The organism is Streptomyces sp. NPDC048383, from assembly GCF_040651775.1.
Lineage (GTDB): Bacteria > Actinomycetota > Actinomycetes > Streptomycetales > Streptomycetaceae > Streptomyces.
In genome coordinates this window covers 1-21,641 of record NZ_JBEZKS010000089.1, presented here as the reverse complement: position 1 = coordinate 21,641, position 21,641 = coordinate 1, and the positions used below count along the sequence as shown (strand labels likewise).

20 protein-coding genes and 2 pseudogenes are annotated in these 21,641 nt (G+C 68.5%); 13 read left to right on the top strand and 9 right to left on the bottom strand.

Annotated elements, in window-relative coordinates:
- From AB0D46_RS36375 to AB0D46_RS36365, 3 genes and pseudogenes are all read left to right on the top strand, one after another.
- Positions 1–295, top strand: a 295-nt coding sequence (locus tag AB0D46_RS36375) for a hypothetical protein (protein ID WP_362884101.1), incomplete at its 5' end; no start/stop codon positions are given.
- 26 nt (positions 296–321) lie between these two features.
- A complete protein-coding gene (locus AB0D46_RS36370; RefSeq protein WP_362884099.1) occupies positions 322–1,059 on the top strand; it encodes a hypothetical protein in 738 nt (245 codons plus the stop codon).
- A 330-nt stretch (positions 1,060–1,389) separates the two neighbouring features.
- Positions 1,390–1,984 (top strand): annotated as a pseudogene (locus AB0D46_RS36365) (IS5 family transposase); the annotation flags it as partial.
- 40 nt (positions 1,985–2,024) lie between these two features.
- On the opposite strand, the gene AB0D46_RS36360 reads toward AB0D46_RS36365, so the two are convergent.
- The 3 genes from AB0D46_RS36360 to AB0D46_RS36350 all read right to left on the bottom strand — a co-directional run bounded on the left by AB0D46_RS36360 (position 2,025) and on the right by AB0D46_RS36350 (position 3,242).
- Positions 2,025–2,315 (bottom strand): hypothetical protein, encoded by a 291-nt coding sequence (locus tag AB0D46_RS36360; protein WP_362884097.1) that lies wholly within the window; start codon positions 2,313–2,315, stop codon positions 2,025–2,027.
- A 294-nt stretch (positions 2,316–2,609) separates the two neighbouring features.
- The gene (locus AB0D46_RS36355; protein WP_362884095.1) at positions 2,610–2,867 is read right to left on the bottom strand and encodes a hypothetical protein; all 258 of its coding nucleotides are present in this window, start codon (positions 2,865–2,867) and stop codon (positions 2,610–2,612) included.
- A gap of 210 nt (positions 2,868–3,077) precedes the next feature.
- Positions 3,078–3,242 (bottom strand): DUF6207 family protein, encoded by a 165-nt coding sequence (locus AB0D46_RS36350; RefSeq protein ID WP_362884093.1) that lies wholly within the window; start codon positions 3,240–3,242, stop codon positions 3,078–3,080.
- A gap of 295 nt (positions 3,243–3,537) precedes the next feature.
- On the opposite strand from AB0D46_RS36350, the gene AB0D46_RS36345 reads away from it, so the two are divergent.
- The 4 genes from AB0D46_RS36345 (at position 3,538) to AB0D46_RS36330 (ending at position 6,701) form a co-directional block, all read left to right on the top strand.
- Entirely contained in the window at positions 3,538–4,746 is a 1,209-nt protein-coding gene (locus AB0D46_RS36345) for a DUF4241 domain-containing protein (RefSeq protein WP_362884091.1), read from the top strand.
- A 159-nt stretch (positions 4,747–4,905) separates the two neighbouring features.
- Positions 4,906–5,115 (top strand): hypothetical protein, encoded by a 210-nt coding sequence (locus AB0D46_RS36340; protein WP_362884090.1) that lies wholly within the window; start codon positions 4,906–4,908, stop codon positions 5,113–5,115.
- Positions 5,116–5,288: 173 nt separating this feature from the next.
- Entirely contained in the window at positions 5,289–6,140 is an 852-nt protein-coding gene (locus AB0D46_RS36335) for a hypothetical protein (protein WP_362884088.1), read from the top strand.
- A 24-nt stretch (positions 6,141–6,164) separates the two neighbouring features.
- A complete protein-coding gene (locus AB0D46_RS36330) occupies positions 6,165–6,701 on the top strand; it encodes a hypothetical protein (RefSeq protein WP_362884086.1) in 537 nt (178 codons plus the stop codon).
- A gap of 594 nt (positions 6,702–7,295) precedes the next feature.
- On the opposite strand, the gene AB0D46_RS36325 is transcribed toward AB0D46_RS36330, so the two are convergent.
- Positions 7,296–7,790, bottom strand: a complete 495-nt coding sequence (locus AB0D46_RS36325) for an RICIN domain-containing protein (protein ID WP_362884084.1) — start codon at positions 7,788–7,790, stop codon at positions 7,296–7,298.
- A gap of 184 nt (positions 7,791–7,974) precedes the next feature.
- Between AB0D46_RS36325 and AB0D46_RS36320 the strand changes: the two genes are divergently transcribed.
- Positions 7,975–10,887, top strand: coding sequence for a BTAD domain-containing putative transcriptional regulator (locus AB0D46_RS36320; RefSeq protein ID WP_362884082.1), 2,913 nt, complete (start codon positions 7,975–7,977; stop codon positions 10,885–10,887).
- Positions 10,888–10,987: 100 nt separating this feature from the next.
- Positions 10,988–11,847 (top strand): IS5 family transposase gene (locus AB0D46_RS36315; protein WP_362884080.1). Its coding sequence is split into 2 segments (ribosomal slippage): positions 10,988–11,332 and positions 11,335–11,847, totalling 858 coding nucleotides; the frame shifts between segments, so codons are not numbered across the junction.
- A 14-nt stretch (positions 11,848–11,861) separates the two neighbouring features.
- On the opposite strand, the gene AB0D46_RS36310 is transcribed toward AB0D46_RS36315, so the two are convergent.
- Entirely contained in the window at positions 11,862–12,569 is a 708-nt protein-coding gene (locus AB0D46_RS36310) for a hypothetical protein (RefSeq protein ID WP_362884078.1), read from the bottom strand.
- 959 nt (positions 12,570–13,528) lie between these two features.
- Between AB0D46_RS36310 and AB0D46_RS36305 the strand changes: the two genes are divergently transcribed.
- On the top strand, positions 13,529–13,960 hold the full coding sequence (locus AB0D46_RS36305; protein ID WP_362884105.1) for a transposase: 432 nt from the start codon (positions 13,529–13,531) through the stop codon (positions 13,958–13,960).
- Here the strand turns inward: AB0D46_RS36305 and AB0D46_RS36300 are convergent.
- Positions 13,957–14,337: a hypothetical protein gene (locus AB0D46_RS36300; protein WP_362884076.1), complete on the bottom strand. Its 381-nt coding sequence runs from the start codon at positions 14,335–14,337 to the stop codon at positions 13,957–13,959. The two genes, AB0D46_RS36305 and AB0D46_RS36300, sit on opposite strands and share 4 nt — an antisense overlap.
- Before the next feature lie 554 nt (positions 14,338–14,891).
- Between AB0D46_RS36300 and AB0D46_RS36295 the strand changes: the two genes are divergently transcribed.
- Positions 14,892–15,365 carry a lamin tail domain-containing protein gene (locus tag AB0D46_RS36295; protein ID WP_362884075.1) on the top strand — a complete coding sequence of 158 codons (474 nt, stop codon included), beginning with the start codon at positions 14,892–14,894 and terminating at the stop codon, positions 15,363–15,365.
- A gap of 1,076 nt (positions 15,366–16,441) precedes the next feature.
- On the opposite strand, the gene AB0D46_RS36290 is transcribed toward AB0D46_RS36295, so the two are convergent.
- Positions 16,442–17,179: a dienelactone hydrolase family protein gene (locus tag AB0D46_RS36290; RefSeq protein ID WP_362884073.1), complete on the bottom strand. Its 738-nt coding sequence runs from the start codon at positions 17,177–17,179 to the stop codon at positions 16,442–16,444.
- A gap of 333 nt (positions 17,180–17,512) precedes the next feature.
- Between AB0D46_RS36290 and AB0D46_RS36285 the strand changes: the two genes are divergently transcribed.
- Entirely contained in the window at positions 17,513–18,118 is a 606-nt protein-coding gene (locus AB0D46_RS36285; RefSeq protein WP_362884072.1) for a dihydrofolate reductase family protein, read from the top strand.
- Between the two features lie 250 nt (positions 18,119–18,368).
- Here AB0D46_RS36285 and AB0D46_RS36280 read toward each other — a convergent pair whose 3' ends face one another.
- Complete coding sequence (locus AB0D46_RS36280; RefSeq protein WP_362884070.1) at positions 18,369–19,664, bottom strand: SMI1/KNR4 family protein; 1,296 nt, start codon at positions 19,662–19,664, stop codon at positions 18,369–18,371.
- A gap of 572 nt (positions 19,665–20,236) precedes the next feature.
- On the opposite strand from AB0D46_RS36280, the gene AB0D46_RS36275 reads away from it, so the two are divergent.
- Complete coding sequence (locus AB0D46_RS36275; RefSeq protein ID WP_362884103.1) at positions 20,237–21,064, top strand: hypothetical protein; 828 nt, start codon at positions 20,237–20,239, stop codon at positions 21,062–21,064.
- A gap of 28 nt (positions 21,065–21,092) precedes the next feature.
- On the opposite strand, the pseudogene AB0D46_RS36270 reads toward AB0D46_RS36275, so the two are convergent.
- Positions 21,093–21,641, bottom strand: a pseudogene (locus AB0D46_RS36270) (hypothetical protein); the annotation flags it as partial.

Below are 21,641 nucleotides of genomic sequence, written 5' to 3'. Positions count from 1 at the left end.
AGAGGTACCGGCCTTCGAGTTCGATTTCTCCCACATCGGCAAGGACTGGAGCGACGGCCCCTCAGGCATGGACGACGCTGAGCAGCAGCGCCGCACGTCGATCCTCCTCGGTCTGATTCCCGGCATCGGTGATGCCAAGGGCGTCATCGAGGCGGTCACGGCCAAGGACGCGTTGAACGACCGTGCCTGCTTCAGGCCAGCAAAGACAACCACGGTCATCACGGCCAGGGCTGCGGTGTGCGAGGGAGACGAAATCCCTCTCAACCGCAGCGGGGCCATCCGATCAGCTTGCTGACGCCAGCACATTGTAGGATCCACAGGGTGGCAAAACTGATCAAGACCCGTGCGACCCAGCCTGACGATCGCTCGGGCCAGCCCACCCGCCACCAGGTCATTGGCCGGATCGCTGATCACCTTACGGCCCGGGACCCCGGGCATCCGCTTCGGGTCGCGGTGGACGGTATCACCGCCGCAGGGAAGACGACCCTGGCCCGCGCGCTGGCATCTGCGGTCGCCGGTCGCGGCCGACCCGCGATTCACCTGTCCATGGACGGGTTCCACCACCCGCGCGCCCACCGCCACCGGCAGGGTCGCGACTCAGCAGTCGGCTACTACCAGGACGCCTACGACTTTCCAGCGTTCGCACGGACAGTACTCACACCGATGGGCCCCGGCGGCGACCGCCGCTACTGCGGTCGCATCATCGACCTGGCCAGCGACCAGCAGATCGACGAACCCCCAGTCACCGCGCCGGCCGAAGCGGTGCTGATCGTGGACGGCAGCTTCCTCCAGCGCAGCGAACTGGCCCACCTGTGGGATGAGGTCGTGTTCGCCGACACCAGCTTCCTCGTCGCCCGGCGGCGCGGCACTACGCGGGACGCCGCGCTCTTCGGCGGACTTGAACAGGCCGAGAACGCCTTCGACAACCGCTACCACGCAGCCTGTCGGCAGTACCTGGCCGAGGCCGACCCGGCCACGCGAGCAAGCATCGTCATCGGCAACGACGACGTCGACCACCCTGAACTACGCCGCATCGGCGACCTCCGACAGCCCGAGTAGCCTGCGCGGGCGTCCAGCCAACTGATCCTCGAACCGAGGTCCCCGTGATCGGAAAGACAACGGCTTCTTAAAGAGCGTTTTATCCCTAAAGTTGTGTTTGGTTGCGGTTTGGGCAGCGGAGTGGGCTGGGACTACTGAGGCCGGGGTCGTTTTCCGTGATGGGAGAGACGGCTGACGCCATAGCCGGGCACGTTTCCGCCCGTTCGCTCCTGTCTGATCCCAAGGCACCCCGCTCACCCCTGTTTGCGCCCTGTCGCGGGGTGTCGGCCGACGGAACTATCGAAACATGTCTCGACAGCGGCGGTATCCGAGTGACCTGTCCGATGCCGATACTTCGCCGCCTGGCAGAAGGACGGCGTATTCGACCAGCTCAACGGCCTGCTCCGCCGCCTGGTGCCGGGACGCCGAGCCGAGCGCGTGCGTGCTGGACGCACATAGCGTCAAGACCTCAGCCAACGTCCCGGCCGCCGGCCAGGGCATCGACGCGGGCAAGAAAATCGCAGGACGCAAGCGCCACATCGGCGTCGACACCCTCGGCCTCCTCCTCGCCGTCTGGGTCACCGCGGCCGGCGTCTCCGACAACGCCGGCGGCATCCACTTGCTCTCACACATCGCCAAAGCCCACCCCACGATCACCAAGGCCTGGGCCGACACCGGCTATCGAACCAAGGCCATCGACCACGGCGCCACCCTCGGCATCGATGTTGAGGTCACCCGCCGCGACCCGGGCCAGAAAGGCTTCAAGGTCATCCCGCGCCGCTGGGTCGTCGAGCGCACCTTCGGCTGGCTCATGAACCACCGCCGCCTCGCCCGCGACTACGAAACCCACCCACACCGCTCCGAAGCGATGATCCGCCTCGCGATGATCGACCTCATGAGCCGCAGGCTCACACGAGAGTCGACTCCGAACTGGCGCGACGCCTGAAACACCGTGAACCGCAAATCCACCAGGTCAAAAAGCCCTGTCAGGCGGCTGGGTTCTGGGCAGGGCACCCGCTCCCGTAGTCGTTCGCGTAGATCGGGTTACCCTCCCTGTCGCTGAGGTGGAAGCAGTGGCCGTTGGCCCACACGGTGACCGAATCGGGCCGATGCTCGACCTCGAACGGCTCGTCACCATACGACGTCCCACCCCAAGTGCCGTCTCCCGCAGGCGAGTGGGTGACAACGATGCAGGTCCCCTTCGCCAGGATCCGGTGGATGTCCGCCCAGGGCTCCACGGTCAGCTCCAGCAGCTCCTCCCCATCGTTGCTGACCACCAGCCGCGCCGTTCTCACCGAGAACACTCCAGGACCCCCACTCGACCTTGCGCCATCACGCGCTCCACTGCGCCAGATGCAGGCGCACGCAGCACGATCCTCATACGGGTGACCACCCGATCAAACGTCACGCCCGAGTTACCAAACAACCCTGCCGGGACGAAACGCTCTTTAAGAAGACCCTCGAAGGGCAGGACCCCACGCAGCGCCTGAAGACGACAATCCCCGCGCGAAGGCGGCGGCCTCGTGAGGCTGGGCGACGCGTCCGCACGTGTTGCTCTGACGTCCTGAAGGTCAGCCGAGAACGGTGGCCCAGTGGGCCAGGGTCGAGGGAAGTTCGTTGGCATCGACCCATGCCCGGAATAGTTGGTCGCCCTTCTTCTCCGGGGTGCCGGTGTATGCGGCGACGATCACGCGATCGTGCATCAGCGCTTCGTCCCTGCATCCGTACTCTTCCGCCCACACAATGACGTAGCCCTGGCGGTACGTCAGCGGCCCTATCTCGTAGACGTCTTTGACTTCGAGGGTCCCAGGGTTTCCGTTTACGTTCATGACCCCGGAGCCTACGCCCGGCGAACTCCGGAGGACAGAGTGCGGGATCCGTTCCAGCGAGGGAGCGGAAGTGAGCGAGCGAAGCTCGGCGCGAGTGCGCTGGTCCATCCGCATGCCTCAGCAGGCGGCCTCGTGATCGGCGAGCCAGAAGCGAGTGAGCCGCCTGATCCGCAGGCACCTCTAGGGCGATACGGCGAGCCCGATAATCCTCTACGACCGGCCACCGGGCCGTAGCAGGTCCGCGTACACCCGGACCCGGACGCCCGCCTGGCCCGGTACACGCCGAAGACGCCCCGGTCCCGACGTCGCGACCGATCGAGCAGGGGTGGATAGATGCCGGGGTGGCGTACGTACTGGGTGCCGCAGGGCCGTCACATGGAGGCGGGATGGATTCCCGCGCAGGAGTGCCCACGTTCCCGCCCCTGCGAGTCGCCGCTGACCTGACCGCCCCCGATCACCGATGGGGGCCGCCGGACCGACTGTGTTGCGTCATCTGGAGCGGCACATCTCGTCGGTAACCCAGGCTGCGGGCCTCCCACAACCTCTGTGTCACACCTCAGTGGCAGACTGCGGCACGACGAAGTTTCGGAAGGGCAGGGCGTCGCGGCAGGGGTCACCCGTCGAATGCACTGCTCGGGGGTGGCTGGTGCCACGGGGGAGATGTTCGACTGTGATCTTCGACAGTCTTGATGTGTCGTACGGCGAGATGTGGGGTTCCTATCGGGGAATGACCCATCGGAGCCCGATGTCACGCGCGCTCGCGGCACGCAAGCATGCGGCCGGGAAAGATTACGCGGTTCTGCTGTCCGCGCGGGAGCAACCGCTGGCACTGGTCGAATACTGGCCGGGGCGGATGTGGCGTGTGTATCTGTTCGACGACAGGTCTTGGCGCATGCAGATGATCGACCTCAAGCCGCACGGCACGGGGATGTTGCTGGCTCAGCAGAACATCCGATGGCAGTTTCCCAACGATCAGGCGCACTTGTACGGGAAGTGGGATGTTCAAGAGACCACCACCGTCTCAGCCGACGGACAGATCGAGGTGAAGTCCGAGTTCGCCGGACCGCGAAGCGGATCGCCGGAGCCATCGCACGATCGAGCATCAGGCCCGTCGAGCGTCCCCGGACGGCGGTTCGCGACGCCCGTAGAGGACTTCCTCTGTCCCGCACCGGAATTCGGCGACTGGCAGGTGTTCGCGCCCTTCCTCGCCCAGCAGGGCCACGAGCCCGCCACGACCGTAGTCCTGCGCGACGTCTCGGTGGACGAAGGGTCGGGACCGATGCGCGCCACTGGAATCGAGCAACTGTTCAGCCCGGGTGCGTGCGACACGCGGGAGGGGCCGGCCGTCGTCGAGCACATTGACGCCGGCATGCTGCGGATCACCTCAGGGCAGCTGGCGGTCTCGGACCCCGGCTGGATCAGCAACCCGCGGACCGTCGCAGTGCCGCTAGGCGAGTTCCCGGTCACACTGTCGCTTTTGCGCACGACACGGGGGGCTGATGTCGCCGCGGCCAGGGTGACGTTCCTGGATATCCCTCCCCAAGAGTGGGAAATGACCCTCCGGCCTGACGAGGACCTGGGGTTGCTCGGCGAGGGCCAGTTCTACGGGGTTGGCGTGGATACCGGCACAGCGGCTTTCATGGATGCGACGCGGACCGTGACCGAAGACCAGCTGGACGAAGACATTTTCATACCCCTCGACAGCGACAGCCAATTCAGCGTCGAATTGCCCGGCGCAGAGCCCGAGCCGAACCTCATCGCCTTCCGTGCCGGCCAAGGCGACGGGGCCTACCCCGTCTGGACCGGCCGCACCGCAGACGGACAGGTTAGTTGCGTCGTCGTCGACTTCCAGCTCCATTCCGCCGACGGAGCAGAGTAAGGACCACCGGCGCGGGCCGCACTGACCGAGACTGGATCCACGACGAACCTCCGCAGTACGCACGGCGAAGGCTCGTACCAGTTACCTCCCGAGCCAGGAGCGCAATCGGTAGGAGCGGCCGGTCAGCTGGGCGGACTACTTCAGTTCAACACGCTGAACTTGACAGAGAAGTCGCCGCGGGCGACCAGTCCGTCACCCCGGCCGCCGTCATCGAGCAGAACATCCTTCTGGAGCCTGTCCGAGCTGCTCGACGGGGATGGTCAGGACGACGTCGGCGACCTCCAGGCGGTGGCCGCCAGCCCGGTGGTGGTGGTCGACGTGCCCGGCCTGGTCGCCGAGCAACTGGGACCGACGGACTCCGACACCTGACCGCGCCCGGCGCCACCGCCCTGACCGCGCCCCGCCCCGGCAGAGGAGTCCGGGGCGCGGCGCACCCGGGTGCCGGTCCGAACGTGGAGGGAACGCCCGTCCGTCCGTGGTCGGCAGGGTTGTTCACTCCTTCAGCCCGACTGGATCCGTGACCGTGTCGGAATGACCATGACATGAGTCTTCGCCTGCTGGTCCCCGCCGTGTGCGCCGTGCTCGTGGGAGCGGCCACGAGCACGCCCGCCGTCGCGTCGTCTCCGGCCTCGCCGACCCTGCTGAAGCCGCCGGCCCCACTCACCGACCTGGTGGAGGCCTGCGTCCGCTACGGGGAGCGCGAGCATCCGGAGCGGGACTGGACCTGCGTGGGCGGGACGTTCACCCTCCTCGCCGCGCGCTCCGACGGATCTCTGGAGCCCGCGGAGGTCCGTACGGTCGCGGAGGTCCGTACCGTCGCGGACCCCCGCGCGGTTTCCTCCGACGGGAACGGCGTACGGTCGGGCGCCGTTCGCCCCGTGGAACGGACCGTGGAACGGACCGTGGAACGGACCGCGGAACGGACCGCGGAACGGACCGCGGAAAGGGTCGACGACCACCACGCGAACAGCACCGAGACGGTGGTCGCCTTCCTGGACCGGAAGAAGTACACGATCTCCTTCAACTTCAAGATCGGCCTGCACCACCACTCGGGCAGAGTGGACATGCGGTGGTCGTCGGCGTACCCGGTCTCGCTCACCTACAACCTGCGGATCCGCCGCGACGTCGCCCAGTGGCCGGACGACACCGTGTACGGGTACGAGGACCAGCTTTACGGAAGCTCCGCCCCGACGAAGTCGTACACCCGCACCGAGGGGCAGAACGGCAACGGGCACAACCGCCTGCCCTACGACGGCAAGCGCTACTTCTGGGACGCCTGGAACCTCCACCTGAGAATCGACGGCACCGCCGTGTCCACGGCGGGATCGGTCCAGAGCGACCGGGCCACCTGCTACAAAACAACGACGTGCAAGTTCAAGAAGGGCGACACCTGAGCCCGGGACGGACGGGACGGAACCATGGACCACGACACGCTGCTCCGGTTGATGCTCGCGACCGATCCACCACAAGCGGTCTGCGGGTTCCGCACGGTCTTCGCGAACGGCGAGATCGGCGAGACGGGAACCCTGCGGTACCTGGCGACCGACCGGTGGATCCTGGACGTCGACCACGGCGGGCGGACCGTCAGCACCCCGCGCGGCTCCCGCCACATCGCACCGGACGGTACGGTGCGCGCCGGCCTTCCCTGCACGCCCTCGTTCACGTCTCCCGTGGCTCTGCTGCTGCCCCGCCATCGGGGCATCGACGGCGGCCACGGCCACGACTGGGCCCCAGATCCCAGGGTGCCGGTCACCGAGGCGGCCGACGGCACGCTGCACATGACGTTCCGGCACACCGAGAACACCGGCTACCGGGCCGAGGCGACCGTCCACCCCACCCTCCACTGCGTCCTCGCCCTGCGGAGCCCAGCATGGACCGCGGAACTCCTCGACCTCCGTAGCTCCCTGAACCCGCGCGAACTCGACGAGATGAACCAGGCCTTCGACGAGGTCTGAGCCACGTTCCGGTCACGGGCGGGGGAGAAGGACCGAAGGCCGGTTGTGATCCGGATGGCGGCCCCCTGCTCGACCCTCCCGCGGCGCCGGTCTTGGGCGCGCCGCGCGGGCGCGAACATGACCTGGCGCTTAGGCCTGGGGCGCCGTGCGGCAGCGGCGAGCACGACGGGCGGGGACGGACCGCAGCTGCCGATCGGCACCCGGTCGCACCGCCAGCAGTACTCGAGTACATCCCCACGGGTGCGGGAGCGGGACGGCCGGCTTTCGCTAGCGGCCGGTCGAGCCAGTACATCCCCACGGGTGCGGGGAGCAGGCTTGCTGAGCTGCGATTCTATGGAGAGTGAGGCTTGGTTTCACCCACTTTCACTGAAACGGGCATTTCTGGATGAATACCCCCTTCTTGCCGCCCAGGGATGGTGGTCGCTCTCGACAGCGAGCGCGACAAGTCCGGGCGGCGTCCCCCGAGTCTGCCCAACCGTGACGTCACCGCGCAGGGCGCCCAAGTGCCGAGGCGGCGGGACCGCGATGTCCGCGTACCGCTTGCCAAGAGCGCGAGCCGTCAGCGTGAGCCGTCAGTGAGGCCGGCCCCCGCACTCACGGGTTGATCGATCCCACCTGGGTGATCACCCAGCGGGACGCCGTCTCCTTGCTGTCCCGGAAGACGACCTCTTCCCCGACTGCTCCGTTCGCGTGCAGCCACTCTTGGCTCTTGACATGCACGATGGACTTCGGGCTGCCGGAGGTGGTGTTCCACATCTGGTAGTCGCCGTCGTTGCACAAGCCCGTGTAGACGTCCGCGCCGTTCCCGTCGAGGCAGTGCTTGTAGTGGGGGTTTCGGAAGACGCCGTTGATGACGGTCCACACCTGGCTCGCCCTGCGGTCACAGTTGCCGAGGACCACGTTTCCCTTGTTAGACGCGATGTTCGCCACCTGCAGGCAGGAGTTGCTGCTGTTTGCGTTCCTCACCTGATAGATCGGCACCGGCGCCGCCGCCTGCGCCGACGCAGGGGCGCCGGCCAGCAGCGTCGATCCCATGGCCAGCGCCGCCCCGGCGCCGGCGAGACGCGCGAAATTCTTCTTGTCTTCCATGTCTTATCCCCTTGAGTTCGGCGTATCGGTTGTTCTGGTCCCGGGTTGCCTCGAGACGTCCACAACCTCTCGCACGCCGTCCTCACGCCGTCCCCACCACGTCACCACCGGCCGGTGGGTGGGCGTTGCCGCGAACCCTGTGCTTTGCTCTTCTTACTGGTGGCAACGGGGAGAGGCCGGGAGGATGGACTTTCGCATTCTCGGTGCGCTGGATGTCCGGACAGGCTGTGAGCGGGTGCCGGTGCCCGGGGCGCGTCGCCAGCGACTGCTGGCAACACTGCTGTTGGCGCCCAACATCGTGGTGTCGCTCTCCAAGCTCATCGAGATGACCTGGGATGACGAGCCACCCCCCACCGCCACCAAACAGCTGCGGAACTCCGTCTCGGCGCTGCGGGAATGCCTGGGTGACAGCGACCGGCGGCTCATCCTCACCGAGGAGCCCGGCTACCGCATCCGCGTCGACACCGCCCGGCTCGACTCGCTCCGCTTCGCCGCCGGGGTGGCCGAGAGCCGCCGCCACGCCGCCGAAGGGAGACTCGAGCGGGCGGTCCAGCTGATCCGGCCGGCGCTGGGCCTGTGGCGTGGCCCCGCACTCGACGGGCTGGGCACGGCGGCCCTGGCCAGATCCGCCGCGCGGCTGGACGAGCAGCGGCTCAGCGCGCTGGAGCAGTGCGCCAGATGGCGGCTGGAACTCGGCGAGCACCACGAGGTCGTCGACGATCTGGCGGATCTCGTGCACGACCATCCACTGCACGAGGGCCTGCACACCCAGCTGATGGCGGCGCTCGACCACTGTGGCCGACGCGCGGACGCGCTGGGTGTCTTCCACCGCCTCAGAACCCGCCTCGCCGAGGAACTGGGGGTCGGCCCCGGACCCCGCACCCAGCGGCTGCACGAGCGGATCCTGCGCGGTGAATCCGGAGCCCGCCGGGTCGACCGGGTACGGCGGGACGATCCCGGCGGGGCGACCGGAGCCCTGCCCGCCCCGAGGCCGCCTCAGCCCGCCACGCCACCGGTGCCCCGTCAACTGCCCCAGGCGATCCGCGACTTCACCGGCCGTGCCGACCACCTGGCGGCGCTCGACGCGCTGTTACCGCCCGCCGGCGGTCAGGCCGTGGTGATCTCCGCCCTCGACGGTTCAGGCGGCGTGGGCAAGACGACCCTCGCGGTGCACTGGGCCCACCGCGTCCAGGACCGCTTCCCGGACGGCACACTGCACACCAACTTGCACGGTTACGGGCCCGGCAGGCCCGCGACCCCGGACGAGGTCCTCGACGACTTCCTGGTCGCTCTCGGCGTACATCCGGCGGCGGTGCCGGCCGGGACCGGCGCCCGCTCGGGACTGTTTCGCACGGTGGCGACGGGGCGACGCATGCTGATCGTGCTGGACAACGCCAACAGCGCGGAGCAGGTCCGGCCGCTGCTGCCGGGAGCGCCCGGGTGCATGGTGCTGGTGACCAGCCGCGACAACCTGACCGGGCTGGTGGTCACCGAAGCCGCGTACCGGATCACCCTCGACGTGCTGTCTCCGGACGAGGCCTCGTCCCTGGTCGTGGGCATCATCGGCCCCGCTCGCGCCCAGGCCGAGCCGGCCGCGGTGGAGAGCCTCATCCGGCTGTGCGCGCGATTGCCGCTCGCGCTGCGGATCGCCGCCGGGCGTGCCGCCGCGTACGAACATGTCGCCGTCGCCGACATCGCCGACGAGCTTGCCGACGAGGACTCCAAACTCGACGCACTGAGCTGGGGCCAGGATCCCTACGCCGCGGTCCGCAACGTACTCCAGTGGTCCTACGCACAGCTGCCGGCAGCGCAGGCGAGCCTGTTCCGGCGCCTCGGCCTGCATCCCGGCCCGGACATCTCCACACCCGCCGCCGCGGCCCTCGCACGCCTGCCCCCACACACGACACGGCGACTGCTGCGGGCGCTGGCAGACGCGCACCTCATCGAACCGGTCGCGCACGACCGATACCGCTTTCACGATCTACTGCGCGCCTACGCCGGCGAACTGGCCGGTGCGCACGACTCCAAGGCCGAACGGGGACACGCTCTCGACGCGATGCTCACGTGGTACGCCCACACCGCGTACACCGCCGACCGCCTGCTCTACCCCACCTGCACCCGTGTGGTGACGAACCCCACCGAGTCAGCCCATCCACACCTCCTGGCCGGCCGTGACGACGCCTGGGCGTGGTTCACCGCGGAACGGGCCAACCTCGTCGCCGCCCTGCACCACGCTGTCGACACCGCCATGGACCGGTACGCGCTCCACCTCGTCGACGCTCTCGGCTTCCTGGTACTCATGGGCGGCTGGCAGGAGCGCGTCGAGACCGCCACAGCGGCCCTGCACGCGGCGCGGCGCTCCGGCCGGATCGATCACGAAGCCAACGTCCTGCTCGCTCGTGGGGAGGCATTGGCACACCTCCAGCATCCGGACGCGGAGCGGGATCTCATCCGCGCCTGCGCCCTGGCCAAGGACGTCGGCAACAACCACATCCAGATCGCCGCCCGCACCGAACTCGGCCAACTGCTGCGCCGACAGACCCGCCTTGTCGAGGCACTGCGCCACTTCGACGAGGCGCTCGCGCTCAGCCGGGGCTTCGACACCGGGCGATGGGAAGCGGTGGCAGAAGGCAACATCGCCGCACTCCACGCTGACCTCGGCAACCCCCGCCTCACCATCGAGCACGGCATCCGAAGCGCTCGACTGCGCCGTCGGCTCGGCGACAGGGACGGTGAGGCATGCGCGCTCTCGGCCATCGCCAGTGGCATGCAGGGCATCGGCGACCATGACAGGGCTGTCGTCCTGTGCCGGCGCGCCGTCGACCTCGGTCGCAGGTCCATCGGCAGCCACGACGAGACACTGGCCTGGCCCTTGGCGGTCCTCGCCACGTCATTGGACGCCCTCGGGCGCAGAGACGAGGCCCTCGCCTGTCGGCGAGAGGCCGCCGCCATCTACACCGATCGAGGCCTGGACGCCGAGGCCGACGCGATGCGGCAGCACATCCGACGCATCCGTACGGCAGATCCCGGGCCCTCCGGACCGCAACCCGTCGCCCACGCCCTGGCGGAAGCGATCGAGCGCGGGACGCGGCGATGAGCGCCCCGAGGCCACGCCTACTGCCATGGACAGCCGACCCCTGCCCCTTTAGAACTCCTAACGAAATGATCTTCGAGGTGATTGGATCACTACGGGACCGATGATCCGGGGGTGCGGGGTGGCTCGTCCGAAGCCGTGGGAAGTCGATGACGAGTTGTGGGCAGTGGTAGAGCCGCTGCTGCCCAAGGTCGAGCGCCGGACCCGGCATCCAGGGCGCAAGCGGCATCCGGACCGGCTCGTGTTCCAGGGCATCCTGTTCGTGCTGAACACTGGGATCTCCTGGGAGCACCTGCCGCAGGAACTCGGCTTCGGGTCGGGGATGACTTGCTGGCGGCGCCTGGCCGAGTGGACCGAGGCCGGCGTGTGGTCCCGGCTGCACGAGGTTCTCCTCGCCAAGCTCCGCAGCGCGAACGCCCTGGACTTCTCCCGGGCGGCCGTCGACGGCTCCCACATCCGCGCGTTAAAGGGGGACCCAAGACCGGACGAAGCCCCGTTGACCGGGGCAGGACGGGCAGCAAGCACCACCTGATCACCGATGCCACCGGCATCCCGCTCGCCGCCACCCTCACCGGCGGCAACCGTAACGACGTCACGCAGCTGATCCCACTGCTCCAGGCGGTGCCGCCGGTGAGGGGCAAACGCGGCCGACCCCGGCGCCGCCCGGATGCGGTCCTCGCGGACCGCGGCTACGACCACGACAAGTACCGCCGTCTGGTCTGGGACCTCGGGGTGAAACCACTGATCGCCCGCCGTGGCACCGAACACGGCTCCGGTCTGGGCACCCAGCGCTGGGTCGTGGAACGCGCCTTCGCTCACCTGCACTGGTTCCGCCGCCTACGGATCCGCTGGGAGATACGCGACGACATCCACGAAGCATTCCTCACCCTGGGATGTGCACTCATCTGCTGGAGGCGCCTCACCCCACGACAGCAAACAACCCCTGTACCGCATGGACCATGAACTGAAGAGGCTGGTCAATGCACGCGTTCACCGCACTCTGCTGGGAACAGAACAGCGCCGGGCAGCAGTTCGGCTGGATTCCATCCCGTCACCCGCAGCCACGCCTCAACAGAGCCGTCCACGGGTGGGTATTCCAGGGCAACCGCGTCCAGCACAGTGATCTCGCCGCCGACGTGTAGCTCCGCTGCGTGCACGCCGCTCGGGAAACAGCCTGCCAGAGACCCGAAGGCTGCCGTGTCATTGCTGTCGGCGACGCACTCTCGGATCTCGAAACGCCAGTGCTCGGCCGCGCCAGCAAGCAGTGCCCTGCCCCGTTTACCCAGTCCAGCAAGGAGAACTGAGCGAACTCGCAACTGGTGGGCGATGGCGCAGCAGATCGGGACTGCTACGCCGTAGGACGTCGTCACCCGCGTGTACTCGCCGTGGGGATACGACGACAGGGCCTCATCGACCAGCCCCAACGCGGCGTCCCGTGCCACCGGGTGACCCTGCTGTGCGATGTCCAGGAGCAGAGGAGTCGCAACCGCGGCCGCCGGAAACACCGCGGCACTGTGGCCGTGGACGATTCCGCCGCCGCCGAGCAACGAGCTGGCCTCAGCCGCCTCCGCCAGGTTCGCTGCATCCGCCAGCGCGCGCAGACCGCGGGCGGCACGAGCAGGTTCATACCAGTCGGGATGGCCCGGTATGGCACCCCAGTCCACTTCGTTAATCGCATCCAACACGACAGCATTCTCGCACCTGGCTACTACCCGCGGCCCCAGGGCCGGACGAGGCCACGTGGGTCATTCCGTTAGGAGTTCTTAGGGGCTGGGCTGCTATCTGCGGGGCCACTCGGCGCACGTCGTCGGCGTGATACCACATCCTGCCGGCATAGCCCGTAGTGGTCATCCAGCTCTCCGAACGGGTCCGCACCCCATGGGCCAGCGCATTCACATACACCGAGCGAGTACCCACGCCCGGCCACAAGCAGCTCACCTGGCGCTCCGTCAGCCAGCCGTCTCCCTCGTCCGCCATATGCCGCCCTTCCCCCAGCAGCCGGTGGCGCCTCATCGTGAACTGTCCCATAGCCAGGCGCAGTTCGTCCCTCCATCGCTCCTCGGGGTTTCGGACGCGGCGATCCGCTTCCCGGGCTCCGAACGCCTGGCGCGAGCGGGTGTGGCCCTCGCTATCGAGAACGGGCGCCGCGCCTCAGGCGGTCCAGATCGCAGACGTATGGCACCTCTGGAACACCCTCGCCAAAGCCGTCGAGAGGACCGTCACCAGCCACTACGCCTGCATCCGCGCCAGCCACGAAGCGGCCAGGCAATCTGACGAGGAGGTTACCGTCGCACCACCGGACGGAACACTCGACGTCCGCGGCCGGCCCCGCCGGATCGTCGGACGGATCCGCGAACGACACCGCCGCGTCCACGAACTCCTCGCCCAAGGCCGATCCCTCCGCGGGATCAGCCGGGACCTCGACCTGGACTACTACGCCGTCCGCCGATACGCCCAAACCACGGACGTCGACACGTTGTTGGTCAAGGTCACCCAGCGCCGCACCCTGCTGGACGACTACAAGCCATACCTCTACGAACGCTTCACCCAAGGCTGCCGCAACGCCAGCCAGCTCTTCCGAGAAGTCCGTGACCAGGGTTTTCGTGGCGAACGCACCGGCGTCAACCGATACATCCGCCAGCTGATGCAGGGCATCGAGACCGCACCTCCCACACCTGCCCTGCCCAAACCACGGCGGGCACTTCGCGGGGTGATGACGCACCCCGACCGGCTCCGGCCACACGAAGTCCTCGGCCTCAAAGCTGTCCGGGCCGCCTGCCCCGAACTCGACACAGCCGTCGAGCACGTCCAAGCCTTCGCCACCCTCATGCACGACCAACGCGGGCAAAACGTCTTCGACTGGATCGAGCAGGTCCACGACAGCGACCTGCCATCGCTACAGCAGTTCGCCCGCGGACTCCTCCACGACCAAGACGCCGTCGTCGCCGGCCTCTCCTCAACCTGGAGCTCAGGACAAGTCGAAGGCCAGGTCACCAGAGTCAAACTGATCAAGCGAGCCGGATACGGCCGAGCCAAACTCGACCTCCTCCGGATCCGTATCCTCCTCAGAAGCTAGCCCTTCAGAGTGATGGGATCAGGTGAAATCTCCGCCCACCTCGGCACTTCCGATGTCGATGCAACCCATGCCAACACCTGCTCCAGGACGTCATCAACTTCGTGCGGGCCTCCGGGGCGAATGTGCGCCTGCCACACCGCATCGGTCACGTCCCCCATCGCCAGAACGGTGGCCCAGCCCTGCTCATGAACGGCAAAATTGGCCCAGCGATCCCCAGCCTCCGCCGTCACCCTCGCTGCCGCGGTTGGCTTACGTCCTGGCCTATCAGGAAGTGCATCAGCGGGCCGAAGCCACAGCATGACGTCGATACCCCGGGTCTGGCAGTCGACGTTGTTCTCGGCGAACCACGTCCTGAGCCACTGAGGCAGTCCACTCATCTTGCCCCCTCACCTCGGCCAACGGCTGACGCTCCATCCTCGCAGCACTCACCACAGCGGTCACAAGATCAGCGACAGAGTCCGTTCATCCGTACCTGCCTGAGCACTTCCACGTGTACGCCGACACGGGACTCGCGGATGGAGCGATCCCGGCCTGCCGCGCTCGTTGGCGAACCACTGCGCGATGCCTTCGAGGGGACCGGTGACGGGCCGGTCCGCGAAGGTGCGGCTGTTACGGGGCCTTGCACCCGTTCGGCGCAGGGGCCGCTGATGGCAGCGGGGCCGATAGCCGGTGGGCTGAGGTACTGCGGTCCATGAGCCTCCTGGGCGTGTATCGGAGCTGTAGCGGTCGGGGGTCAACGTGGTCTTGACGCATGCCGTATACAGGCGAGAGTTACAGAAATGTCTGCATTGGGTAACGTCGGACGTTTTCATGGGTTTCGGGTGTGGTTCGGGTCCAGTGTGTGGCTCCTCGGCAGGACGCCGGGACCTGTTCGAAGTCCGCCCGGCTTGCATGAGTCCGGGCCGGACTGTCTGTTGAAGGAGCCTTCCGTATGTCTGCTTCTCTCGTCACCCGCCGCACCCTCGCCGGACTCCTGGCCGCCGGAGCGCTGATCGGTGCCGCGGCGGTGCCGGCCGCCGCCGACGACCACCGGCGCGACCAGCGCGGCCCGCATTCCTCCATCGTCATCGGTGACGTCGAGAACGCCGCCCGCGGGCGCGACAACCGCGCCCTGAACAGCGAGTGGGTCGAGGTGAAGAACACCGGCCGCCACAGCGTGGAGCTGCGCGGCTTCACCCTCACCGACAAGCAGGGCAACCGCTACCGCTTCAACAACCTCCGCCTGCAGGGCCGCTCCAGCGTCAAGGTCCACACCGGCCAGGGCCGCGACACCCACCGCGACGTCTACCAGGACCGCCGCCACCAGATCTGGGACGAGCGCGACACCGCCACCCTCCGAGACAACCGCGGCAACGTCATCGACACCGAGTCCTGGGGCCGCCGCGGCCACCACCACGGCCACTGACACCCACTAGGCAGCCACACCCGCAAAGCGTGTGACCTGCCGGCTACCGCACGGACCGGCGTGTCACGGCAAACCAGCCGCGGCACGCCACACCTATACAGGCCCCACGGCGCCCAACCTCGCCACACGGGCTTCGGATACAGCGCCCGGACCCGGGCGCGGGGGAGTGCCGCAGCGGCTGGGCCTGCTCATCGGCAACGCCAACGCGCTGGCCATGAACCGCACCCCCCAGGCCGCCGCTTCAACGTGCAGTTCTCGGCAGGGTGGGGCACCTGCGGGCCGCTGGAACACCACTGCATGCGGCCGGTGGTGGTCATGGAGTTCGAGGGAGATTCCGCAAGTCGACGCCGGCAAGTACCGGCACCCGGTCCCAGGCCCTTGAGCACTACCGGCCCGCCGTCCTGCACTGGCTCACCGTCGGCTGCGGGCTCGAAGGACGCCCGGACCCCGACCTGTACCTCCAGCCCACCCCCATGACGCTGCAGAACTGGGCCATCGACTACGCGACCGCAGCCCGATCACGCGACGCCGCCTGCGGAGCCGTTCGCTCCTTCTACCGCTGGGCGGAGACCCCGAGGGCCGACGGCGGACCGGGCCTCGTGCCGCCCGGCACCGCGCGGTCCTCCAGTTCCGGCGCGGCGGGAACTTCTCAGCCGGCCTGCCCGGCCGTGATCTCCTCACCCCCGACCAGTGCCGCTGGCTCGCCCAGGCCGCCGACCGCTGCCCCGGCACCTGTCCTACGAAGTGGGCGGACAAGTTCACCGACGCGGGGTGGGGTTCAGCCGAGATACACGCCAAAGGGGCAATGAGGTAATCTTGGTGTGACTCAATGCGTGGTCAGCGCAGTGATGCCGCAGAAACGCGGACGCCTCGCCCCGGCGGCCGGAGTGGTCCGCCGCAGGTCGCGAAGGACACGGGCGGGGCTCCGTCGTAGTGGATCCGGTACTACTGCGGCAGTGCGAACGCCTCTCCGCGATCGAGCACCCGGGTCAATGTGCTTCTGCTATGCGCACTCGAGGTGAGGGAAATGTGGGTGCCCGGCGCGGCCAAACCTGGCGCCAGGCTGTTGGCCTGGGTCATGCCCCCGGATCCTCCGTCACGGGCAGGCACTCGGCGAGCAGGTCAACGACGTCGCGCCAGGCTCGCTTCGCGTGCTGTGCGTGGTAGCCCACGCCGGGGACCGTGGGGTGGTCGACCGGCGGGTGGTGGAAGGCGTGCAGGGCGCCGCCGTAGACCGTGAGGCGCCAGTCGACGCCCGCGGCCTGCATCTCGGCGGTGAACGCGTTCCGTTGCGCGGGCGGCATGATCGGGTCTTCCGACCCGACCCCGGCCCACACCGGGAAGCGGATGCGCGCTGCCTCTCCCGGGCGGCCCGTGGTGGTCGCGTTGACCGTCCCGATCGCGCGCAGGTTGACGCCGTCGCGCCCGAGTTCCAGCCCGATGGCACCCCCGGTGCCGTAGCCGACGGCGGCGATCCGGTCGGGGTCGGTCCGCGGTTCGGTGCGCAGCACGTCGAGTGCCGCATGGCCGATGCCCCGCATCCGGTCGGGGTCGGCGAGCAGCGGCAGGCAACGGGCCAACATCTCCTGGGGGTCGCCCAAATAGCGCCCGCCGTGAAGGTCGAAGGCCAGCGCCACGTATCCCAGCTCGGCGAGAGCATCGGCCCGGCGGCGCTCGACGTCGCTGAGTCCCATGCCCTCCGGTCCGAGCAGCACCGCGGGCCGGCGGTCGACACCGGCCGGGAGCGCGAGGTGCCCGATCATCGTCAAACCGTCCGCCGGGTACTCGACCGTACGTGTCGTGATCGTCGTCATGAGGCGGGACTGTAGTGATCGTCGGGCCCGGTTCGGTCGCTGTTCTGCCGCCGGCAGAACAGCGCGCGGTCCCTCATGTCCCTCGTGTCCCTCGTGTCCCTCTGGAATACGGGGGCCGAGCGCTCAGGGATTCAAGATCATCCCATCGGCCCCCTGGGCGCGCGCGTGGCCGTACCTCGGTCACACCCCGAGCTCGCACGTCGAAGTCCTCGTATGGCGTCGGCTGCCCGTACTGGTCGGCGTCACGGGTTTCTCGTTACTCCACAGCGCGGCCGATGAGTTTGTGGCGCCCGCCCGGTCCAAGCTCGTGACACCCCAGGAAAGGACACCGCCATGTCGGAGCTTCTCGTCGACTTCATCACCTCCCTCGACGGCCACGCATCGGGAGAGGGATGGCCCGGGTTCTGGGGCCTCGAGGGCCCGGAGTACCTCGCATGGCTCGGCGAGCAGCCCGAGGCCACCTACCTGATGGGAGCGAACACCTACCGCCTGATGTCGGGCTTCGCTGCGGGCGAGGTCCCGAATGGCCAGGATGAGTTCAGGCCTGAAGAAGAAGCGTCCGTCGACGAGCTCACGCAGGCGTCCAAGGTGGTGTTCTCCTCCTCGCTCGATGAGCCACTGACGTGGGCCAACTCCACGCTCGTCCGCGACGACGCTGTCGAGGCGGTCCGCGCCATGAAGTCGAGTGGCTCGGGGCCCCTCAGCACGATCGGCAGCCTCAGCCTGTGCCGGTCCCTGCTACGAGCCGGACTCGTCGACCGCTTCCGCGTCGTGATGTTCCCGGTGATCACCGGGGCCACGGGCGAGGAACGCATCTACGACGGCTATCCGGACGTTGCCCTTGAGATGATCGAGCACCGCACCTTCGACGGCCGCATCCAGCTGGTCGAGTACAAGCCCCGCGTGCTCGACCACCCGCCGCTCGGCGTTCCTGCGTGACGTCGCCCCGCCGGCGCCGGTCCGGACGCCGCCGCCAGGCCGGCGCCTGCGGGTGCGGAGCAAGACCTGATGCGGGCCGGCCCGCTCCCACGCGAACCTTCAGGGCAATCCCCTGCTGAGCTCCACGGGAACGGCCTGCGCGACGTCGAAGGGACCGGCCCGCTTCTACCCCGGCCATGTGCTGAGCGCCCACTTGGCCCGCCTGGGCAGGTACGGCGCTCACCTCTCAGGGGGCGTGCGGCCCCGCCGGCTAGGTCGGAGGGCCAAGGTCTCCCGTGATGAGTGTTTGGGTGATCTTGGGTCGGTCCCAGAGGCCCAGGATCTCGTTCGCGATGGCTACAACGGGCAGGTGGTTCTCGTCCCGCACCTTGATGGCTGCCGCCTTGAGGGTGCGCGGGACGGCTCCGGCGTCCAGGAGGACGCGCCATTCCTGGGCGCCGATTTCCAGGAACTCCAGACCGGTGAGCTCAGCTACCTCCAGGGGGTCGGCCAGTGTGCCGGGCATGGCGGTCAGAGTGCGCAGGCGGGGCAGTCCGACGACAGGCGCGAGGCTGAAGGGTGTGCCGTGCCAGGCTCTGATGGACAGGACTTCCAGGGCGGGATGGGCGGCAGCCTGGATGGTCTCAAGACATCCGGTGCCGACTTCGACCGCGGCGGGAAGCTTGTCTCCGCGGCGGCCACGGACTTCTTCCCGCAGCCGGCCCAGGACGAAATCGGTGAGGGAATCGGCCACCAGGTCGGCACCGAGGCTCTGCTCGTGGTCGACCAGGATGATCTGCCCGTAGTGGCCGGCGGCGCCGGGGGTCAGGTCGACGGCGAATTCGTCGCCGCCGTTGCTTCCGAAGCCGATCCAGCCGGGCGAGCCGGCCAGGCCCTGTACCGCGGCATCGGGCCCGGTGCTGACCGCGTGCCTGGCGCCGTGATCCCAGCCGGGGTGACGCACTTCCGCGTCGATGCTGTACAGGTGCCCGAGGCCGGAGAGCTCGCAGCCGACCGCGTCGCTGGCGCGGTTCGCCTCCTCGAAATCGCCGTTGTCGTCGTCGCCGTACACCCGTGTCACCCTGTACAGCACCTTGAGCTCTTCGGGCAACGTGACACCAAGGCGCGCTTCCGCGGCGGCGATCTCCTCCTCCGTCGCTCCGACGGCGCCGGGCAAACGCTCGCGCAGCGTCCGCTCCAGCAGTTCCGGATCCGCCGTTGGCGCCGGCACGGCTCCGGGCACCGGATCGGGGTGGCGAAGCCAGGGCTCGGCAAAGGAGCCCTCGGCCAGGACCAGCACCCCCAGGTCCGGGTACCCGAATGCCGGCTCCACGACCGGGCTCGGCCAGACCAGGCTGAGCGTGGTCCGACCGTCCGGCTGGGTTTCCGCGCTGAACGCGATCTCCTGAACTCCGCCGCGCGCGAGCGCTCGCTGTATGTCCTCCACCGCGGTCCGCGATGTCGGCGACATGGATCCCCGGTACGCGAGGCTCGTGCCGTACTGGCTGATGCGCCCTGCGACCCGCGCCGGACGGGCGGCACGCCGATCCGTGTCGTCGGCCAGCATGAGCCGGAGCACGGGTTCCCACGTTGCGAAGTCGGATACCGATGACAATTGGGGTCTCTGATCAAGCATGCGCAGACCGTATGCGGAGCCAATGACAACCGGGGCGCCGGGCAGTTGCTCAAAACGCCTCAGGTGAGAGGCGGCGACTACCCGACGGCCAACATCAACGCTCACGCCAGCCGAATACGACGCTCATGGTCCGGGACGAATGGTGCCGGGCGCGGCCTGGTTCGGATGGCGAGGCTGCCGACGAGGCCCGGCAGGTCAGGGTGCTGTGGGGTCCGGGCAGGCGGTGAGGAGTACCCGGGCGCGGTTTCGGAGGGCTTCGTCCTGTCGGATGACGCGATCTTCGACTCCCGAGCGGACCACCCGGGCGTCGCCGTCGGAGAGAGCGGCAAGGCGGCGCGCGTGGTCGCCGGTCAATGCGTCGGGGCCGAGTGCTTCCAGGGCATCGCAGGCACCCTCCGGATCGGCGTCCTGTTCGGCGGAGCGTAGGGGATGGCCCGTCCGGCCAGATGCGCGCTCAGTTCTCGGTGGAGCTGGTCCATGCCGTCCCGTACGGTCGGTCCGTGATGATCAAAACGGGCGACCCCCGCCGTCTCGGTGTCCCTTCCTCCGAGGCACGGTTGCACTTCGATACGGAACTGCAGAAGCTCGGCGGCGGGCCGCGGCGCCGCTTGCTCATGGTCGATGACGAGCCTGCCTTCGAGCTCAGCTTCTACTGCGGAACGTGCCCGCTCCTGTTCCGCCGGCTGGAGACCGCCCGGGAGAAGCTGTCGCTGGAGCTCATGCAGGAACGGCTCGCCGGCGAGCTGGCCGAACCGGACGACGGCGGCGTGATCGATGCGTTCGGTGCGTTGCTGCCGGAGGGCGAGTACCTGCCGCTGCTCCTGGAGGTGCAACCCCGGCTGGTCATCCCCGGCAAGGAGGGCGACTACTTCAGCGGCGAACAGGTCACGACGTGGGGAATCGATCAGTTCTGGGGCCTCCCCGAGTACCCGCACACCCCGTACTACCGGACCTTCGAGACCGCAGTCGATGAGGACGCCCACCTCTACGAGTTCGTCGTTCCCATGGTGCCCCCGACCTGGAACGAGCGGAAGCGCGTCGAGGAGTACGTCGCGCTCATGGAGCGGGAAACGGTCCCCACGGCGGTGGCGATCTCCACTCTGGACGTGTGCCGGCCCGCCATCGACCAGGGCGACGACTACTTCGTGCACTGGGGCCTGACCCACTTCCTCCTCGACGGCCATCACAAACTGGAGGCCGCCGCCGCGGCCGGCCGGCCGGTGCGGCTCCTCTCGCTGCTGACCTTGGGTGAAAGCCTGGCCGGAGCCGAAGCCGCCGCCCGACTGCCTGCCTTGCGCGCGCAACCCCGCTCGACCCGAGCGACCGGATAGTCGGCCCGAGACAACCGCTTGTCGAGGGCTATGGCGCGGTCAGCACCCACCACTGGCGCAACGTGCGGAGAGTACGCAGGAAGACGTTCGGACCCCGGCAGACGGGGCGGGCGTAGCGCCTGACGGGGTCGCCGTTCGGGAAGACCAGGTCCTCGCGGCCCACGACGACAGCCTCGTGGTCCGTCAGCAGGATGTGGTGCAGGCCATTCCACCGGGGAGCGGTGGAGTCGCCCCGCTCGCTGCCTCCGAGCAGGAACAGGCGGTCCCCACGGATCGCGAGGCCGAACGGGTCCGAGACCGGAAGGGCGCGGATGCGGAGTGTCCCGCTGCGCCCCATTTCGGCGAGTGGCGCGTGGGGCCAGTACATGGCGTGGACCGCGGAGTCGGAGACGTTGATGGTGTTGACCTCCGCGATGTGGTGGTAGGGCTTCGGGGGACGCGGGGACCATGCGGCGTTGCCCCTGTCGTCCCAGCGGACCAGGCCGCCCGCGCTGACGCGATCACCGCTGTAGATCCCCTCGTCGCCGTAACCGGTCCAGAAGCCGGACCTGCGGTCCGCGACCAGGTGCAAGAGGTG

Excerpts from the sequence above, each read along its gene's own strand:
- AB0D46_RS36355 (WP_362884095.1), bottom strand. The coding sequence starts at position 2,867 with ATGAACGTAAACGGAAACCCTGGGACCCTCGAAGTCAAAGACGTCTAC.
- AB0D46_RS36335 (WP_362884088.1), top strand. The coding sequence starts at position 5,289 with ATGAGTCTTCGCCTGCTGGTCCCCGCCGTGTGCGCCGTGCTCGTGGGA.
- AB0D46_RS36330 (WP_362884086.1), top strand. The coding sequence starts at position 6,165 with ATGGACCACGACACGCTGCTCCGGTTGATGCTCGCGACCGATCCACCA.
- AB0D46_RS36325 (WP_362884084.1), bottom strand. The coding sequence starts at position 7,790 with ATGGAAGACAAGAAGAATTTCGCGCGTCTCGCCGGCGCCGGGGCGGCG.
- AB0D46_RS36320 (WP_362884082.1), top strand. The coding sequence starts at position 7,975 with ATGGACTTTCGCATTCTCGGTGCGCTGGATGTCCGGACAGGCTGTGAG.
- AB0D46_RS36305 (WP_362884105.1), top strand. The coding sequence starts at position 13,529 with ATGCAGGGCATCGAGACCGCACCTCCCACACCTGCCCTGCCCAAACCA.
- AB0D46_RS36300 (WP_362884076.1), bottom strand. The coding sequence starts at position 14,337 with ATGAGTGGACTGCCTCAGTGGCTCAGGACGTGGTTCGCCGAGAACAAC.
- AB0D46_RS36295 (WP_362884075.1), top strand. The coding sequence starts at position 14,892 with ATGTCTGCTTCTCTCGTCACCCGCCGCACCCTCGCCGGACTCCTGGCC.
- AB0D46_RS36290 (WP_362884073.1), bottom strand. The coding sequence starts at position 17,179 with ATGACGACGATCACGACACGTACGGTCGAGTACCCGGCGGACGGTTTG.
- AB0D46_RS36285 (WP_362884072.1), top strand. The coding sequence starts at position 17,513 with ATGTCGGAGCTTCTCGTCGACTTCATCACCTCCCTCGACGGCCACGCA.
- AB0D46_RS36280 (WP_362884070.1), bottom strand. The coding sequence starts at position 19,664 with ATGCTGGCCGACGACACGGATCGGCGTGCCGCCCGTCCGGCGCGGGTC.
- AB0D46_RS36275 (WP_362884103.1), top strand. The coding sequence starts at position 20,237 with ATGATCAAAACGGGCGACCCCCGCCGTCTCGGTGTCCCTTCCTCCGAG.